The organism is Phenylobacterium immobile (ATCC 35973) (assembly GCF_001375595.1).
Taxonomy (GTDB): domain Bacteria; phylum Pseudomonadota; class Alphaproteobacteria; order Caulobacterales; family Caulobacteraceae; genus Phenylobacterium; species Phenylobacterium immobile.
In genome coordinates, this window is record NZ_CVJQ01000001.1 from 2,574,092 (window position 1) to 2,590,551 (window position 16,460).

Below are 16,460 nucleotides of genomic sequence, written 5' to 3' on the forward strand. Positions count from 1 at the left end.
GCTCAACGCTCAGCTGTGGCGCGCTACGACTTCGCCTCCGACAACACCGCGCCGGTCGCGCCGGAGGCGATGGCCGCGCTCGCCCGCGTTAATTCCGGCTTCTCCGCCGGCTATGGGGCGGACGAACACAGTCGCGCGGCGGCCGATCTCGTGCGGGCTTTCCTGGACGCGGATGCGGAGGTGCGGTTTGTCGCCTCCGGCACGGCGGCCAACGCCGTGGCGCTGGCGGCGCTCTGCCAGCCGTTCGAGGCGGTGTTGGCCCACGACCACGCGCATGTGCGGACCGACGAGACCGGCGCGCCGGGCCTGTTCGGCCATGGCCTGGGGCTAACGCCGCTCTCGGGCGCGAGCGGGCGCATTGATCCAGCTTCACTGGCCGATGCGATGGCCGCGGGCGAGGCGTCCAACCGCCAGCCGGCCGCGGCCTTGTCGCTGAGCAATGCGACGGAGTACGGCTCGGTCTATTCGACGGAAATCTTGTCCGCTTTGAGCGGCGCGGCGAAGGCTAAGGGCCTGGGCGTGCATCTGGACGGCGCCCGGCTGGCGAATGCGGCGGCCTCCGGCTTCGACGTCAAGGCGATCGCCGCGGCGGGCGTGGACATCTTGGTGCTGGGCGGCACCAAGGCCGGCATGCCGCCCAGCGAGGCTCTGGTCTTGTTCGACCGCGCGCTGGCGCGCCGCCTGGATCAGCGATTGAAACAGGCCGGGCAACTCCCCTCTAAGGGCCGGTATTACGCCGCGCCCTTCATCGGCATGCTGGAGGACGGCGCACTCCTGCGCCATGCGGCCCACGCCAACGCCATGGCGCGCCGGCTGGCCGAACATCAACCGTTCCGGGTGAACCACCCGGTCGAGGCCAATGCGGTCTTCGTTGAGATGGACAAGCCGAGGCTGGCCGCCCTGACTGCTAAGGGCTGGGCGGCCTACCGCTTTCTCGATGGCTCGGTGCGGTTCATGTGTTCGTGGGCGACCACGGCGGACAGCGTCGATACGCTTGTCGCGGACCTGCAGGCCCTGGCGTAAGAGGCGTGGCGTGAGCCGGCGGGCTATTCGCCGTCGTCTGGGCCGCCGGCACGGACGCGCCCGACGCGCTGGCTGTCAGTTCAGGCCGGCGCGGCCGATGGCGTAGAAACGCTCAGCGCGGTGCTTGCGCAGCGCCTCGGGATCCAGACCTTCGAGGGCGACCAGTTCCTGCTCCACAGCGTCACCCACAGCCTGGATGGCGGCGTGCGGGTCGGAATGCGCGCCCCCGGCCGGTTCCGGGATGATGCGGTCGACGACTTTCATGCCGAGCAGATCCTGGGCGGTGATCTTCATGGCCTTGGCCGCGTCGGCGGCGGTGCGCGCGCCACGCCACAGGATGGAGTTCGCTCCCTCCGGCGGGATCACCGAATAGATCGAGTGTTCGAGGATCAAGACGCGACTGCCGCAGGCGATGCCCAGCGCGCCGCCGGAGCCGCCCTCGCCGGTGACCACGGCGACCATGGGGACCCCCAGCATCAGGCTTTTTTCGGTGGAGCGGGCGATGGCCTCGGCGACGCCGCGCTCCTCGGAGGCGACGCCAGGATAGGCGGCGGGCGTGTCGACGAAGCTCAGGACCGGCAGGTTGAAGCGCTCGGCCAATTCCATCAGGCGGATCGCTTTGCGATAGCCCTCAGGCCGGGCGTAGCCGAAGTTGTGCTTCACGCGGGTGACCGTGTCGCGGCCCTTCTCATGGCCCATGACCACGACGCCGCGGCCGCGGAACCGCCCAAGGCCGCCCATGATCGCCTGGTCGTCGGCGAACTTGCGGTCGCCGCGCAACTCCTGGAAGTCCTCGATCAACGCGGCGGCGTAGTCGATGAAGTGCGGGCGTTCGGGATGGCGCGCGACTTGCGTCTTCTGCCAGGGATCGAGCTTGGCGTAGGCTTCGCGGCGCAGATCCTGGGCGCGGGCGCGCAAGGCGTCGATCTCCGGGTCGAAGGCGCCGTCTCCGGCGGTGTCCGACAGCTTCGACAGCTCTTCGATCTTGGCTTCGAGATCAGCGATGGGCCGCTCGAACTCAAGGTAGTGCGCGGGCATTGGGCGGGGGCGTCCGGGTTGGCGAAGCGGCGGAAAGTAGGGCCGAAGGCGCAGGGGAACAACCCTTGGCCGGCGGGCGCGCTGCAACCCCCTGGGCAGGGGCACGTTACGGGGTCAGGTCAATGGACGACTACGCCTGATCGGGGGACCGGGCGCAGCCGTAATCGGCCAGAACAGAAACGGAGAGATCCCATGAACGCCCCCGTAAAGACCGGACTCAGAATCGGTCTCGCTTCCGCCCTCGCGCTGGCGACCGCTGTCCCAGCCCTGGCGCAAAGCCCGTACCAGCCGACCGACCAGTATCGTCGCGATGTTGAGACCTATCAGCGCGAGCAAGATCGCTACCAAGACCGTCGCGAAGACTACGCCGAGAGCCGCGCCGACTATCGCGCCGCGCGCGCTGAGTATGATCGCAAGCTCGCCCAGTGGGACCGCGACCAGGTCCGCTATGATCGCCGCTACGGCCGCGGAGCCTATGTCCGCGTCTATGGCGTGCGTCCGGTTTGGGACGAAGGCCGTTGGACCACCGCCTCGAGCAACGGAGACTATCGCGCCGCGCGCGCTGAATATGATCGCAAGCTCGCCCAGTGGGAACGCGATCAGATCCGCTATGACCGCCGCTACGGCCGCGGGGCCTATGTCCGCGTCTATGGCGCGCGCCCGGTGTGGGACGAAAGCCGCTGGACCACCGCCTATCGCGACCCGCGCCATGACTCCTCGCCGGTCTACGCCGATCGTTACGCCATCGACAGCTCCTACATCGAGCGTCGGTGCGGCAACAAGTCGACGGTGACCGCCGGCGTCGTCGGCGCCCTCCTGGGCGCGGCGCTGGGCTCCAACGTCGCCGCTAATGGCCGCGGCACGGAGGGCGCTGTCTTGGGCGCTGTTGTGGGCGGCGGCATCGGCGCCGCGGTCGGCAACGCCAATGACCGTTCGCGTTGCGACAACGCTGGTCTCTACTACAGCTACAATGACACGATCCCGTACCGCGAGGCCGAGTACGACCGCGCCCGAAACAGCGGGCGCTACAACTACAGCTACTATGAGCAGCAAGGCTGCCGCCTGGCCTCGGCGCCGGCCGACCGTGATGGCCGCGACTATCGCTACGTCCGGGTCTGTCCTGACCGCGAAGGCCGCTACCGCGTCACCGGCTGACCTGAGCCGCGAGGCTTAGATCGCCAAGGAAAAGGCCGCCTGCGAGGGCGGCCTTTTTCGTGCCTAGGCGAGATGCCGGGCGAGCTTGTCGAGGGTGGTGAAACCGATCTCCACCGCGCCGAAGCCGATGCCGGCTGCGCGCTGCGCCGCGGTCGGGTGCAGCTGGCGGAGCGTCACTACGGTCTTGCCATTGCTCTGCGCATCGAAGGTGACGGTTACGCGGAAGCGCTGGGGATCATCGTCGATGTCAGACCCATGGTCGATCTCGATCAAGCGCGGCGCATCGATGCGCAGGAAGACCATGCGGTTCTCGTAGCGAACGCCGTCCGGCGAGACGTAGATGAAGCGCCAGCGGCCGCCCGGGCGGATATCGATCTCCAGGGTCTCGTTCTCAAAGCCCTCCGGCGAGAACCATTGGACGATCTGCTCAGGGTCGCTCCAGGCCCGGAACACGCGCTCCAGCGGCGCGTCGATCACGCGGGTCAGCACGATCTCACGGTCCAGCGCCCAGGTTGTGCGCGGATCACTCTCCTGGGTCATCGTTCAGGCCTTTCAGATCGGACAGTTGCAGAAAGCGTTCGAGGCGGTCGAACCGCGCCTCCCAGGCCCGGCGGGTGAAGTTCAGCCAAGCCATGGCCTCGTTCAGGCGCTCCGGACGGATCTGACAGGGGCGGCGCTGGCCGTCGCGGCGGCGCGTGATGAGGCCGGCGTGCTCCAGCACCTTCAAGTGCTGCGACACCGCCGGAAGGCTGATGGAGAAAGGTTGAGCGAGCTCCCGCACGGTCAACTCGCCCTCGCCAGCGAGTCGACTGAGGATCGCCAGCCGTGTCGGGTCGCCAAGCGCGGCGAAGGCGTGACTTACATCTGGGCGCGCCACAGCAGCTCCTTATTTAAGGATTTACTTAAATAAGGTTTATGAAGCGTCAAGGATAGGCCGCTTCGCTGACGCGCCCATCTCAGACGTAAACTTGTAACGCATTCCCGGCGCCAGCCGCCGCCGGTATAGAAGCACGATGGCGAGAGGCTCTTCATGGTTGCGGCGGTTCGGGATGGCGCTGACGGCGCTCGTCCTGACGGCGATCCTGTTCGGCCCGAGCCTCGATCGTCTGATTTGCCGCAATGACGCAGCTTTCAGCGCAGCGGCCGGTGAGCACATGGCTTCAGCCGAAGCGGCGCAGGACGTGACGGATCATGCCGACGACGGGTTTGGGGTCTGCATGCATGGCCACTGCCATCATGGCGTCTCCGCCACGCCCCTCATCCCAGCGTCCGCAGTGACGACAGTACAGAGGACCGGCGACGACCACCCTGTGTTGCGCACGCGCGTGCGCACGGCCGATGCGAAGTTCGACTTCCTGAGGCCCCCGCGAGCCTGACCTCTCTCGCGCTGTTCAGGCGCGTCGACCTGGTCAAGTTCACGAGGGATCTCTCCATGCTTCCTGACATTCGCAGGCCGCCCTGGGCGGTCCTGCTCGCCATCGCCGGGGTCTGGGCGGCGGACGCCGCCATGGCCGGTCCGGCCCCGCCCTACGCCACGCTCCTCGCCCAGTCGCGGGCGACAGGGCCGCAGATGGCCGAGAGCGCGGCGAGCGTCGCCCAGGCGGAGGGCCTGGCTCTCCAGGCGAGGTCGCGACCCAATCCGGTGATCTCGGTGCAGCGCGAGAACTTTTCCGGCTCTGGACCCTATCGGGGCGCGGACCTCGCCGAGACGACCGCGACGATCCAGCAAACCCTGGAGCTGGGCGGCAAGCGCGCGGCCCGTGTCGCGGCCGGACGCGCCGCCGTCCTTGCCGCCCAGGCGCGCAACAGGGCGAGCGGCGCCGACTTCGCCGCCCTGTTGGCGATCGGCTATGCCGAGGCCGAGGCCGCCGACGCGAGGCTCGGCCAGTCCGCTGAGACCTTGGCCGCGGCCGAGAGCGACGCGAAGGTCGCCCGGCAGCTGGTGACCGCCGGCCGCGAAGCCGCCTTGCGCGGCCTGCAGGCCGAGGCGGAACGCCAGGCCGCCGCCGCAGACCGCGAGGAGGCGCAAGCCCTTCGCGACATCGCCTTCGCCAGACTGTCGGCGCTAGCGGGCTCGGCCATCAGCTTCGACAGCCTATCAGAAAGCCTGCTAGCGCGGACTGGCGCGTCGACTGTCGCGGTCGAGGTCGAAACGCCGGCGATCACCGCGGCGCGGGCCGAGCGGGAGGCCGCCGCTGCGCGGGTTCGGGCTGAAGCCCGCCGCGCTGTGCCTGACGTCACCGTCTCCGCCGGCGTCCGCCGGCTCGCGGGTGATGACGCGACCGCATTCGTGGCCGGGGTCTCGGCGCCCTTCCCGCTATTTGATCGCAATCGCGGCGCGACCCAGGCGGCGCGCGCCGAGTTGAACGGGGCGGAAGCGCGCTTGCGGCAGGCTGAGTTCGACGCCGCGGCGGACGCCCTGGCCGCGCTGTCGCAAGCCCGCAGCGCCCAAGCGCGGGTGGAAGCCTCCGCCGCCAGCGAGGCCGCGGCGGTCGAGGCCTATCGGCTCGCGCGCCTCGGCTATGAGGCTGGCCGGCTGCCGCTCCTTGAATTGTCGAGCGCGAGGCGCGCCCAGGCCGCGGCCAGGGTTCGCACGCTGGACGCCCGACTGGCGCAGGTTCGCGCCCAGGCCGAGATCGCGCGCCTCAGTGGCCGCATCCCTTTCGGAGGCTGAGATGCCTGCAAACAAGACCACCCTGCTGGCCGCTGCGACGGTGATCGTGGCTCTCGGCGCCGGCTACGGCCTGGCCCGGCTGACGGATCGCACACCGGCCCCGGCGGCGGAGGCTGACCATGGCGACGAGCATGCCGGGGGCGGCGGAACGGTCGTCCGCCTCACTCCGCAGCAGGCCCGCGCCGCCGGCGTCGCCGTGGTGACGGTCGCCCTCGGCGGGGCCGGCGACCTCCGGCTGACAGGCCGTGTGGAAGCGGCGCCCAGCGCCCGTGCGGCGGTGGCGGCGCCGGTGTCCGGCGTCGTCGTCCGCGTGCTTGTCGCCCCTGGGACAAGCCTGGCCGCCGGCGGCGGCCTGGCCGTGATCCGCAGCGCCGAGGGGGCGACGCTTCACGCCGAAGCGATCGCCGCCGGCGCCGAGGCGGAAGCCGCGCGGGCTGCGCTAGCGCGAGAAGACCGGCTCTTCACCGCCGGCGTAACAGCGCGGCAAGACTGGGAGGCCGCCCGGGCTTCATCGGCGCGGGCCGGGGCCCAGGCTGTCGCGGCCCGCGCCAGGGCCGCCGCGGCCGGTGGGCCAAGCGCGGGTGGCGAGACGATGGTCCGCAGCCCCATCGGCGGGCTGGTGACGAACGTCCAGGTCGCGGCCGGCGGTTTCGTAGCCCAGGGCGGCGCAGTCGCTGACATCGCCGATCCCTCTCGCGTCGAGGTGCTGTTCAGCGCGCCAGCGGAGGCGGCCTCCCGGTTGCGGACCGGCGCCGCGTTGAAGGTCATCGGCCCGGACGGAGCGGAGGCTGACGCCGTGATCGTCGGCGTCGCGCCCCTCGCGCAAGGCGCCACAGGCGCGGCGATCGTCCGCGCGCGTCCGCTGGGCGCCGGCCTGACCCCTGGCGCCGCGGTCAGCGCGGCGATCGCCACCGACAGCGCCGGCTATCCCATGGTCCCGGCGGAGGCGGTCCAGACGCTCAAGGGCGCATCGGTCGTCTTCCTGGCGGAGACGAACGGCTTTCGGGCGCACCAGGTCACCCCCGGGCGCTCGGGCGCAGGCATGACCCAGATCGTCGCAGGCCTGAAGGGCGGCGACCGCATCGCCGGCCGCGGAGCCTTCCTGCTCAAGGCGGAACTCGCCAAGGGCGAAGCCGGGCACGAGGACTGACGCCATGTTGAGCAAGCTCGTGGCGATGTCCGTGCGACATCGCATCGCCGTCGTGGTGATCACGCTCCTGGTAGCGGCCCTGGGCGTCTCCGAACTCTTCCGGTTGCCGATCGACGCGGTGCCGGACATCACCAACAAGCAGGTGCAGGTGACGACCATCGCGCCCGCACTATCGCCGGAGGAGATCGAACAGCGTGTGACTTTTCCGGTTGAAACGGCGCTGAGCGGGATTCCGGGCCTGCTCGAGACAAGGTCCATTTCGCGCAACGGGTTCAGCCAGATCACGGCGGTGTTCGAGGAGCGGACAGACCTCTATTTCGCCCGCCAACAGGTCAATGAACGGATTGAGGCGGTTCGCGACGCGTTGCCCGCCGACGCCAAACCAACGATGGCCCCGGTCACCACCGGCCTTGGCGAAGTGCTGATGTGGACGGTGGAGTTTCGCGCCGTGAAAGGCGTCTTGGCCGGAACGCCTGGGCCACAGCCCGACGGAAGCTACCTGACGCCCGAAGGCGAGCGCCTGGCCACACCGGCGCAGAAGGCGACATATCTTCGGACCGTCGAGGACTGGATCGTTTCCCCGCAGTTGCGCTCGACGCGCGGCGTCGCCGGCATCGATACGACCGGCGGCTACGTGAAGGAGTACGCCATCCGGCCTGACCCGGCGCGCCTAGCCGCCTACGGGGTGGGTCTGAACGAGTTGGTCGAGGCGGTGGAGCACGCCAATACGGTAGCCGGGGCCGGCGTCATTCGCCGCGGCGGCGAGGCCTTTGTCGTACGGGCCGACGCCCGCGTCAGTTCGCTGGCCGATCTCGCCGCGGCCCCGGTGACGAACCGGGGCGGCCTGGTCGTGCGGGTTTCAGACGTCGCCCAGGTCGAGCTTGGCCAGGCGGTGCGACTGGGGGCGGCGCAGGAGAACGGCGAGGAGGTGGTGATCGGCACCGCCCTGATGCTCGCCGGAGAGAACAGCCGCACGGTCGCGCGCGCCGTGAGCGAGCGTCTGACCGCCATCACGCCCTCGCTCCCGCGGGGCGTGGCGGTCAGGACCGTGCTGAACCGCACCGACCTGGTCGATCGGACGATCGCCACCGTCCAACGCAACCTGGCCGAGGGCGCGCTGCTGGTCATCGCCGTGCTGTTCTTCCTGTTGGGCAACGCCCGGGCCGCGGTCATCACCGCGCTGGTCATCCCACTCGCCTTCCTGATGGGCGTGATCGGGATGAACCGGTTCGGCGTCAGCGGGAATCTGATGAGTCTGGGCGCCCTGGACTTCGGCCTGCTGGTCGACGGCGCGGTTGTGGTGGTGGAAAACACCCTGACGCGCATGGGCGTGCGGCGCGCCGCCGCCGGGCGTGATCTGACGACCAGTGAACGGCTGGAGGCGGCGGTCGACGCCGCCCAGCAGATGGTGCGGCCCGCCGCCTTCGGTCAGGCGATCATCCTCCTGGTCTATGCCCCGCTGCTGGCGCTGGAAGGCATCGAGGGCAAGATGTTCCAACCTATGGCCGCCACGGTCATGTTGGCCCTGGGCGGCGCGTTCATCCTGACCTTCACCTTCGTGCCCGCGATGACCGCCCTGCTGGTGAAGCCACCGGCCCACGCGCATGAGACCCGGGCGGAGCAGGCGGCGCGAGGTTGGTTCGAACCCGCCACGCGCTGGGCGGCGGCCCGGCCAGGCAAGATCGCGGTCGGCGCACTGGTCGCGGTCGCGGTCGGCCTCGCGGCCTTCTCCACACTGGGACGGGAGTTCATCCCGACCCTTGATGAGAAGGACGTGCTTGTGCAGGCGCTGCGCGTGCCTAGCACGTCGCTGGAGCAATCCACCGAGATGCAGGGCCGGCTCGAGAGGGCTTTGAAGGGCGTGCCGGAGGTGGCCTTCGTCTTCTCCAAGACCGGGACAGCGGAGATCTCCACCGACCCCATGCCGCCCAGCATCAGCGACACCTTCGTCGTCCTGAAGTCGGAGAAGGCCTGGCCAGATCGCGGGGTCTCGAAGGCCGACGTGGTGGAAAAACTGGAGGCCGCGGCGGCGACCCAGATCGGCAACACCTACGAGATCACCCAGCCCATCCAAATGCGTTTCAATGAGTTGATCTCCGGCGTGCGTTCGGATGTCGCCGTAAAGGTCTATGGCGACGACTTCGCCGCCATGGAGCGGACGGCGAACCAAATCGCCGGCGTGCTCGGGCGGGTGCGCGGCGCCGCCGACGTCAAGGTTGAGCAGGTCTCCGGCCTGCCCATGGTGACCGCCGAGGTCGATCGAGCAGCGGCCGCGCTCTATGGACTACATGCCGCCGACGCCGCCGACGCCGTGCAGATCGCCCTCGCCGGCCGCGAAGCGGGGCGGGTCTTCGAAGGCGATCGACGGTTCGACGTCGTGGTGCGTCTGCCTGAAGCGGCGCGTAATGACCTCGCGGTCGTGGCTCAAACGCCGCTGGCCGTAAACAATGGAGCGACCTTCGTGCCGCTGGGCTCAGTCGTGCGGTTCCGCGAGGGGGAAGGCCCGAACCAGATCAGCCGCGAGAACGGGAAGCGGCGGATCGTCGTGCAGGCCAATGTGCGCGGCCGCGACCTCGGCGGCTTCGTCAGGGACGCACGGGCAGCGGTGGCCAAGGACGTAAGCCTGCCAGCCGGCGCCTGGCTCGACTGGGGCGGTCAGTTCGAGAACCTGCAGCGGGCCGAGGCGCGGCTGGGGCTGGTGGTCCCGGTGGTGTTCGCCCTGATCGCCGTGTTGCTGTTCTTCGCCCTGGGCTCAGTCGGCCAGGCGGCGCTGGTGTTCGCCTGCGTGCCGCTGGCCCTGGTCGGCGGGGCGCTGGCGCTGCTGCTGCGCGGCCTGCCCTTCTCGGTTTCGGCCGCAGTCGGATTCATCGCCGTCTCCGGCGTCGCAACGCTCAATGGCCTGGTGCTGATGCAGGCGATTCGCGAACGGCTCGACGCCGGCATGGCGCCAACCGATGCCGCCGTCGAAGGCGCGATGGACCGGCTCCGGGCGGTCTTGACCACCGCCCTGGTCGCCATCCTGGGGTTCATGCCGATGGCCCTGGCTCACGGCGCCGGCGCCGAGGTGCAGAAGCCCCTGGCGACAGTGGTGATCGGCGGCCTCTTGACTGCGACCTTGTTGACCCTGGTGGTGCTGCCCACCTTCGCCGGCCGGGTCCTGGCCTGGCGGCGTCCGCTCAGCGGAGACGCAGACGCCGCAGCGCGCTAAGCTGACGCTTCAATGGCGACTGACCAAGGTGACCATGCAAACCCTCCCGGAAGAGTTCACGAGCTTTCACGCCCACATCTACTTCGACCCCGCAGAAGTCGATGAGGCGCGCGCCATCGGCGATGCGGCGGCCTTGTTGTTCGGCGCGGACGTCGGCCGCTACCATGTCGCGCCGGTTGGACCCCACCCGCGCGGCAGCTGCCAGCTCACGGTAGCCAAGGACCGGTTCGGCGAGCTCGCGCAATGGTTGGCGTTCAATCGCGGCGGCCTGACCATCTTCGCCCACGCCCTGACGCGGCAGGCCCTGGCCGATCATACCGAGCACGTGATCTGGTTCGGACCGAGCGAGACCCTCAACCTGGAGTTCTTCAACAGGGCGCCGTGAGGGCGCCGTGATCGAAGATCTGTCGTCGCCGACGCGCCTGATCGGCCGGTGGGCGACGACTCTGCCTTGGAAACGGCCGCCGCGGCGTAAAGTCGGGGATCGGCATATGGGCGGCGGCGGGCGCCGGTGCTAAACGCCCTGCGTTCAATCGAGAACATGAGCAGGCTGGCGATGATCGAACCCGGGGCGACCTTCAAAGAAAACCTGGCGCAACTGCCGCCAGTCGACGGTGTTCGCCGCATCGACCTCTTCGACGACACCGGCTCAGTGGTCGCCAGCATCGAGAACCAGCCGGGCAAGCAAGGCTCTCTGGCGGTCTACCAACACCTGACGCAGGCCTTTGATCGTCTCGATGAAACGGCGGCGACCTATGGCCTGGCGCTCTTCGCCGAACACACGGCCGACGCCCGCAACCGACCAGGCGCGCACCCCAACATCGACCGCCTCATTGAGATCATCGCCGGCGCCGCCCCGTTGCGCCTTGCAATCGTCACAGCCAACGACTGATTCAAAGGGTGCGGATCCGCCCTTGTGTGTCCGCGTGCCCATGGTCGGTCGGCGCACTTTGCGCCTCGCAGGCGGCTATTCGGCGATCAGTTCCGGCTCCGGCTCGCCGAAGTTGAAGGTGATCGTCGCCTCAAGGCCGCCCGGGCGCAGGTCGATCTGCGCGGCGCCGCCCAGCGAACGCGCCAAACGGCTGATCAACAGCGAGCCGCTGCCAGACCGGGAGGCTTCCTTGAGGGGCGCCGCCACCGACTCTCGCCAATGGATGGCGCCGAGGTTGCTGTCGCCGTGGCATTCCACGACCAAGCGGCCCGTGGGTTTCGCCAGCGCGCCGTACTTCGCCGCGTTGGTGGCCAGCTCATGAAAGATCAGGCTGAGGCTGAGGGCGGCGTCTGGCGACACATAGAGGTCATCACCAAGCAGGGTGACTTGCCCGTTATCGTCGAGAAAGGGCTGAAGCTCGGCCTCGAGCGCGGTCTGCACGCTGACGGCCTGCACCTGACCCTGGAGCAGCAGGGCGTTGGTCCGCGCCATCGCCGCTATGCGTTGTCCAAAGGCGACCTGAAACTCCTCCACCGTATTAACCGTGCGAGCCGTGAGCCGTGAGAGCGCCAGGACGATGGCCAGCGTGTTCTGCAGCCTGTGGTGCAGCTCGCCTACGAGGATCGTGCTTTGCGCCGCGGTCTTCGTCATCGCATTGACGCGGTCCAGCAGGGCGTCGCTGCCCACAGGCGGACGGAAGCCATAGGAACCCACGGTGGGAAGCGTGTCTGATGTCTTGTCGCTCACGCGGTACTCCGCCGCCGCCTCGGCGGGAGCGCACGCGGCGCTCAGTCGGCCGGTTCAGGTGAACGACCGATGGGGAGGATCATAGCAGACCTTCACCATAGCCCTAAGCGCCCTCAGCGCTTCCTGGCGAGCGGGTGCTTTTCCTCGACCACGGCGCGCAGGCGATCACCCGCGACATGGGTGTAGATCTGGGTGGTGGCGATGTCAGCGTGGCCCAGCAGGGTCTGGACGACGCGGAGGTCGGCGCCGCCCTCCAGCAGGTGGGTGGCGAAGGCGTGGCGAAGGACGTGGGGGCTGACGCGGGCGGGGTCGACGCCAGCGTCGGCGGCGGCCTGGTCCAATAGCTGCGCGACCCGACGTGGAGTCAGGCGGCGGTCCTTGCCGCTGGACGGGAAGAGCCAAGGATTGGCCTTGTCGCCCGGCGGCAGGAAGGCCGGCCGCGCAGCGATATAGGCCTTCACCGCCGTGCGGGCGCGGTCGTTCAGGGGGGCGAGCCTCTCCTTGCCGCCCTTGCCCTTGACGATGAGGTAGGCGGGATCGCGGGCGACGGCGGCCAGCGTCAGGCTGGTCAGCTCGGAAATCCGCATGCCTGAAGCGTAAGCGAGCTCGACGAGGCAGCCCAGCCGCAGGCCCTGCGCGCCGTCGCGGGCGGCGGCGGCGGCGATGATGCGGTCAACCTCGTCGCGACTGAGCACCTTGGGTAACGGCCGACCCATACGCGGCGCCTCGACCCGGCGTGAGGGATCGTCGGCGCGCCAGCCCTCGCCGGCGGCGAAGCGGTAGAACTGGCGCAGCGCCGAGCGGCGGCGGGCGGCGGTGGCCGGGGCGACGCCGCGAGCGCCCAGGCTTTCGAAGTAGGCCTCGATGTCCGAGGCGCCGGCCTCACCCAGGACGATACGGCGCGCGGCCAGGAACTGGGCGGCGTCGGCCAGATCCTTCTCGTAGGCGATGAGGGTGTTGCGGGCGGCCGAGCGCTCGACCGCCATCATCTCCAGGAAGGCCTCCACCCAACCCTCGGTCATCAGGGGGTTTCCGTCATTTGAGCGCCAGCAGGCCTTCGGCGGCATAGGCGCGAGCCTCAGCCTCCAGGCCCGCAAGGTGCAGAGCGCGGACGATGCGGACCCGGTCGCCCATGGCGGGGCTGGCCGGGCTGGCGTCGAGGCTGGTCCACAGCGCCAGCAGCGCTGTCTCGCCCATCATCCGTTGCTGGGCGGCCCATTCCATGGCGAGCGTACGCGCCTGGGAGGCCTTGCCCTCGGCGCCGCCTAGCGCCGCGATGCGGCCACGCAAGGCCGGCTCCGCGTCGGGCTGCAGGGCGAAGAGCAGAAGGACGGCGCTGGCCAGGCGCGGGCGGGCGGTCTTGGCGTCCGCCGCCTCGGCGGCGGCGACCAGGCGCTCCAGCGCGCCGGGCGGCGGCGAGACGTTGGACACAAGCGCCGTCGTCACGTCAGCGAATTCGTTCTGGAGGATCGACCACTCGGGGCCGCCTGCGTCCTGGCCCGAGAGCGCAGCGGCCACAGCTGGGGCGCGAGCCACGCCGGTGAGGTCAAGGCCCAGACTGCGGGAAAGCGCATAGTCCAGGCCGTTACGGAGGGAGGCCGGGCCGGCGTCGCCGCCGCCAAGCCTGGCGCCCATCAGGCGGGCGAAGACAACGTCGCGCGCCTGGCTCTGGGCGATCTCGAAGGTGAGCTGAGCCTGGGCGACGCGGTCGGTGGTCGCCAGGCAGAAGGCGCGCAGGCGCAGCCAGTACACCTCATCGCGACCGACTCCCAAGGCGTCGGCGATGGCGCAGGCCCGCGCATCATCGCCGGACAGCAGGGCCGCCTCGGCCGCGGCGTGAGACAGGTCGGAATTACGGTCGAGGCCAGGAGTGTTGGCGAGCACGGCCTTCGCCGCGGTGACATCGCCCAGCGCCAGGAGGCCCGCCGCGCGGTCGCCAGCAAGGCCGGGTGAGTCGTGCGAACCTTGCGGCCCCGGTGCGCCTGTGGCGAGCACATGACGCGCCAACTGCCGGGCGGCCTGGGAGACCGGCTTGGCGGCGATCAACGGCAGGACGGCCTTGGCCGTCTCGATGGAGGCGCCGCGCCAGAGGTCCTGCGGCAGGCCGGTGGTGCGGCCAGGTGTGCTGAACGCGTCCGGAGCGGCCAGGACCGTGGTCTCGACCGGCTGAAGGCTGACGGTGTCGACGGTTGGTGGAACCGGCTCGGCCGGCGGCGACTCGCCGACAGGCAGCGGGGCGTCGATGACGACAACAGTGTCATCAGGGGACTGGGCCAGGGCCGTCGCCAGGGGGAGCAGGGCGAACGCGGCGATAAGAGCGAGGCGTTTCATGAGATCACCCTAGGTGAGCCCGGCTGTTGGCGCGAGGGCATGGGCTCGTGTAAAGGCCAAGTCCTCATGGATCGCTATGCACCGTTGCGCCGCCGCACCATCACCCTCGTGGGCTTGATGGGCGTGGGCAAGTCGAGCGTCGGCCGCCGGCTGGCGCAGACGCTGGAGATGCCGTTCCGCGACGCCGACAATGAGGTCGAAAGCGCTGCAGGGCGTTCCATCCCGGAAATCTTCGCCGAACTGGGCGAGCCGGCTTTCCGCGAAGGCGAGCGCCGGGTGATCGCCCGCCTGCTCGACGAGCCGCCGCACATTCTCGCCACCGGCGGCGGCGCTTTCATGAGCCCGGAGACGCGCGCCCTCGTGAAGGAAAAGGCGATATCGGTCTGGCTAAAGACGGATCTGGCCGTCCTGGCTCGTCGGGTGGGCCGCAAGGATAGCCGCCCTCTCTTGCGCGACGCCGATCCGTTGGAAGTCCTCAAGGCCCAAGCCGAGGTCAGATATCCCGTCTACGCCGAGGCGGACATCATGGTGGAGACCGGCGACGCCGCGCACAACGTCAGCGTCGAACAGGTGATCGCGGCGCTCACCGCCCACATCGAAGGAAAGAGCGCGGCATGATCCGCACCATCCCCGTCGGCCTGGGCGACCGCGCCTATGAAGTGCTGGTCGGCCCGGGCCTGCTCGGCGAGGCGGGGCTGCGCATCGCGCCCTTCCTGAAGCGCAAGCGCGTGGCCATCGTCAGCGACACCACCGTCTTCGCCCTGCATGGCCCGCGCCTGGTCGCCTCCCTGGCGGGAGCGGGCATCGAAACCCATCCGGTGCTGGTTGCGCCGGGCGAGCAGACCAAGAGCTTCGAAGGCCTGGCCGACGTCACCGACCGCCTGCTGGCGCTGAACCTCGACCGAGGCGATCTGATCGTGGCGTTTGGCGGCGGGGTGGTGGGCGACCTCGCCGGATTTGCGGCTTCGATCTTCAAGCGCGGGATTGGCTTCGTGCAGATTCCGACGACGCTGCTTGCGCAGGTGGATTCGTCTGTCGGCGGAAAGACGGCGATCGACACGCCGCGGGGCAAGAATCTCGTCGGCGCCTTCCATCAGCCGCGGCTGGTGCTGGCCGACCTTGACGTGCTGGGCACCCTGCCCGCCCGCGAGATGCGGGCAGGCTACGCCGAGGTGATCAAGTACGGCCTGCTGGGCGACTTCGCCTTCTTCGAGTGGCTGGAGGCCCATGGGCGTGAAGTTCTGGCGCTGGAGCCAAACGCTCTCGCCCACGCCGTTGCGCGGTCGGTCGCCATGAAGGCCGAGATCGTCGCCGAGGACGAGACGGAGCAGGGCCGTCGGGCGCTGCTTAACCTCGGACACACCTTCGCCCACGCCTTGGAGTCCGAAACCGGGTTCGGCGACGCCTTGCTGCATGGCGAGGCCGTCGGCGCGGGCATGGCGCTCGCGTTCCGCTTTTCGGCGGCGCAAGGGCTCTGCCCGACGCAAGACGCGGCCCGCGCGGTCGCCGGCATCGCAGCCGCGGGGCTACCGACACAGCTCGACGCTCTGGTTGGCCACCCCTTCAAGACCGACGAACTCATCAGCCACATGGCGCAGGACAAGAAGGCGGAAGACGGACGCCTGACGTTCATTTTGGCGCGAAACATCGGCGACGCTTACGTCGCGCGTAACGTACCTGCCGCGGAGGTGCGCGAGTTCCTGGCGGCCGAAGGCGCGCAATAGTTACGCCGGTGCGGAACCCGACGGGCTCCCAGGCGTTGATCACCGTTCGCGTCGAGTCCGACGCCGATCGGGGGAGCTTGCAGGCATGAGCGAAGTTGCGGACCTTTCTGGCCTGCGCGTTCTAGTGGTCGAAGACGAAATGATGGTCTCGATGCTGATCGAGGACATGTTGAGCGATCTCGGCTGCACCGTGGTGGGCCCCGCCTCGCGCCTCGATGAAGCCATTGAGCTGACACGCACCGCCGAGATCGATTGCGCCGTGCTGGACGTGAACCTGGGCGGCCAGCCGATCTTCCCGCTGGCGGACATTCTCCGCGAGAAGGGTGCGCCCTTCGCTTTCGCCACCGGTTACGGCGACGCCGGCCTGCGCGAGGTGGATCGCGGCTCGCCGGTTCTGCAAAAGCCCTTCCGCGAGGGCGATCTGGCGCGGATTCTTGGCGAACTCCGCGCGAAGGTCGCCGGCTAATCGGCCGTCGCGA

At 69.4% G+C, this 16,460-nt stretch carries 17 protein-coding genes; 11 read left to right on the forward strand and 6 right to left on the reverse strand.

The annotated features are described in order from the left end of the window. Positions 1–15: 15 nt before the first annotated feature. Positions 16–1,023, forward strand: coding sequence for a threonine aldolase family protein (locus BN1313_RS12600; RefSeq protein ID WP_091741211.1), 1,008 nt, complete (start codon positions 16–18; stop codon positions 1,021–1,023). Positions 1,024–1,098: 75 nt separating this feature from the next. Here the strand turns inward: BN1313_RS12600 and BN1313_RS12605 are convergent, their stop codons facing one another. Then, positions 1,099–2,061, reverse strand: coding sequence for an acetyl-CoA carboxylase carboxyltransferase subunit alpha (locus BN1313_RS12605; RefSeq protein WP_091741214.1), 963 nt, complete (start codon positions 2,059–2,061; stop codon positions 1,099–1,101). Positions 2,062–2,253: 192 nt separating this feature from the next. Here BN1313_RS12605 and BN1313_RS12610 point away from each other — a divergent pair, with 192 nt between their 5' ends. After that, a complete protein-coding gene (locus tag BN1313_RS12610) occupies positions 2,254–3,216 on the forward strand; it encodes a glycine zipper domain-containing protein (protein WP_091741217.1) in 963 nt (320 codons plus the stop codon). A gap of 63 nt (positions 3,217–3,279) precedes the next feature. On the opposite strand, the gene BN1313_RS12615 is transcribed toward BN1313_RS12610, so the two are convergent. After that, positions 3,280–3,756 carry an SRPBCC family protein gene (locus tag BN1313_RS12615; protein WP_091741219.1) on the reverse strand — a complete coding sequence of 159 codons (477 nt, stop codon included), beginning with the start codon at positions 3,754–3,756 and terminating at the stop codon, positions 3,280–3,282. Beyond that, complete coding sequence (locus BN1313_RS12620; RefSeq protein ID WP_091741221.1) at positions 3,740–4,093, reverse strand: ArsR/SmtB family transcription factor; 354 nt, start codon at positions 4,091–4,093, stop codon at positions 3,740–3,742. Before BN1313_RS12620 ends, BN1313_RS12615 begins: the two co-directional genes overlap by 17 nt. A 172-nt stretch (positions 4,094–4,265) precedes the next feature. Between BN1313_RS12620 and BN1313_RS12625 the strand changes: the two genes are divergently transcribed. The 6 genes from BN1313_RS12625 to BN1313_RS12650 all read left to right on the forward strand — a co-directional run bounded on the left by BN1313_RS12625 (position 4,266) and on the right by BN1313_RS12650 (position 11,140). Next, a complete protein-coding gene (locus BN1313_RS12625) occupies positions 4,266–4,592 on the forward strand; it encodes a hypothetical protein (RefSeq protein WP_091741223.1) in 327 nt (108 codons plus the stop codon). Positions 4,593–4,648: 56 nt separating this feature from the next. After that, positions 4,649–5,890, forward strand: coding sequence for a TolC family protein (locus BN1313_RS12630; protein ID WP_091741225.1), 1,242 nt, complete (start codon positions 4,649–4,651; stop codon positions 5,888–5,890). Between the two features lies 1 nt (position 5,891). Beyond that, on the forward strand, positions 5,892–7,040 hold the full coding sequence (locus tag BN1313_RS12635) for an efflux RND transporter periplasmic adaptor subunit (RefSeq protein WP_091741228.1): 1,149 nt from the start codon (positions 5,892–5,894) through the stop codon (positions 7,038–7,040). A gap of 4 nt (positions 7,041–7,044) precedes the next feature. Beyond that, positions 7,045–10,248: an efflux RND transporter permease subunit gene (locus tag BN1313_RS12640; RefSeq protein WP_091741231.1), complete on the forward strand. Its 3,204-nt coding sequence runs from the start codon at positions 7,045–7,047 to the stop codon at positions 10,246–10,248. A 34-nt stretch (positions 10,249–10,282) separates the two neighbouring features. Continuing rightward, entirely contained in the window at positions 10,283–10,633 is a 351-nt protein-coding gene (locus BN1313_RS12645) for a DOPA 4,5-dioxygenase family protein (protein WP_091741233.1), read from the forward strand. Positions 10,634–10,789: 156 nt separating this feature from the next. Further along, complete coding sequence (locus BN1313_RS12650) at positions 10,790–11,140, forward strand: DUF2322 family protein (protein ID WP_245620194.1); 351 nt, start codon at positions 10,790–10,792, stop codon at positions 11,138–11,140. 75 nt (positions 11,141–11,215) lie between these two features. Here the strand turns inward: BN1313_RS12650 and BN1313_RS12655 are convergent, their stop codons facing one another. The 3 genes from BN1313_RS12655 to BN1313_RS12665 all read right to left on the reverse strand — a co-directional run bounded on the left by BN1313_RS12655 (position 11,216) and on the right by BN1313_RS12665 (position 14,257). Continuing rightward, on the reverse strand, positions 11,216–11,926 hold the full coding sequence (locus BN1313_RS12655) for a sensor histidine kinase (protein ID WP_091741236.1): 711 nt from the start codon (positions 11,924–11,926) through the stop codon (positions 11,216–11,218). A 113-nt stretch (positions 11,927–12,039) separates the two neighbouring features. Then, on the reverse strand, positions 12,040–12,948 hold the full coding sequence (locus BN1313_RS12660; protein WP_091742702.1) for a site-specific tyrosine recombinase XerD: 909 nt from the start codon (positions 12,946–12,948) through the stop codon (positions 12,040–12,042). A 13-nt stretch (positions 12,949–12,961) separates the two neighbouring features. Next, positions 12,962–14,257 (reverse strand): hypothetical protein, encoded by a 1,296-nt coding sequence (locus BN1313_RS12665; protein WP_091741239.1) that lies wholly within the window; start codon positions 14,255–14,257, stop codon positions 12,962–12,964. A gap of 39 nt (positions 14,258–14,296) precedes the next feature. On the opposite strand from BN1313_RS12665, the gene BN1313_RS12670 reads away from it, so the two are divergent. The 3 genes from BN1313_RS12670 (at position 14,297) to BN1313_RS12680 (ending at position 16,447) form a co-directional block, all read left to right on the forward strand. After that, positions 14,297–14,875: a shikimate kinase gene (locus BN1313_RS12670; protein ID WP_091741242.1), complete on the forward strand. Its 579-nt coding sequence runs from the start codon at positions 14,297–14,299 to the stop codon at positions 14,873–14,875. Beyond that, positions 14,872–15,981 (forward strand): 3-dehydroquinate synthase, encoded by a 1,110-nt coding sequence (gene aroB / locus BN1313_RS12675; protein ID WP_091741245.1) that lies wholly within the window; start codon positions 14,872–14,874, stop codon positions 15,979–15,981. The genes BN1313_RS12670 and aroB overlap by 4 nt, the downstream gene beginning before the upstream one ends. An 85-nt stretch (positions 15,982–16,066) precedes the next feature. Continuing rightward, complete coding sequence (locus BN1313_RS12680) at positions 16,067–16,447, forward strand: response regulator (RefSeq protein WP_091741248.1); 381 nt, start codon at positions 16,067–16,069, stop codon at positions 16,445–16,447. Positions 16,448–16,460 lie beyond the last annotated feature (13 nt).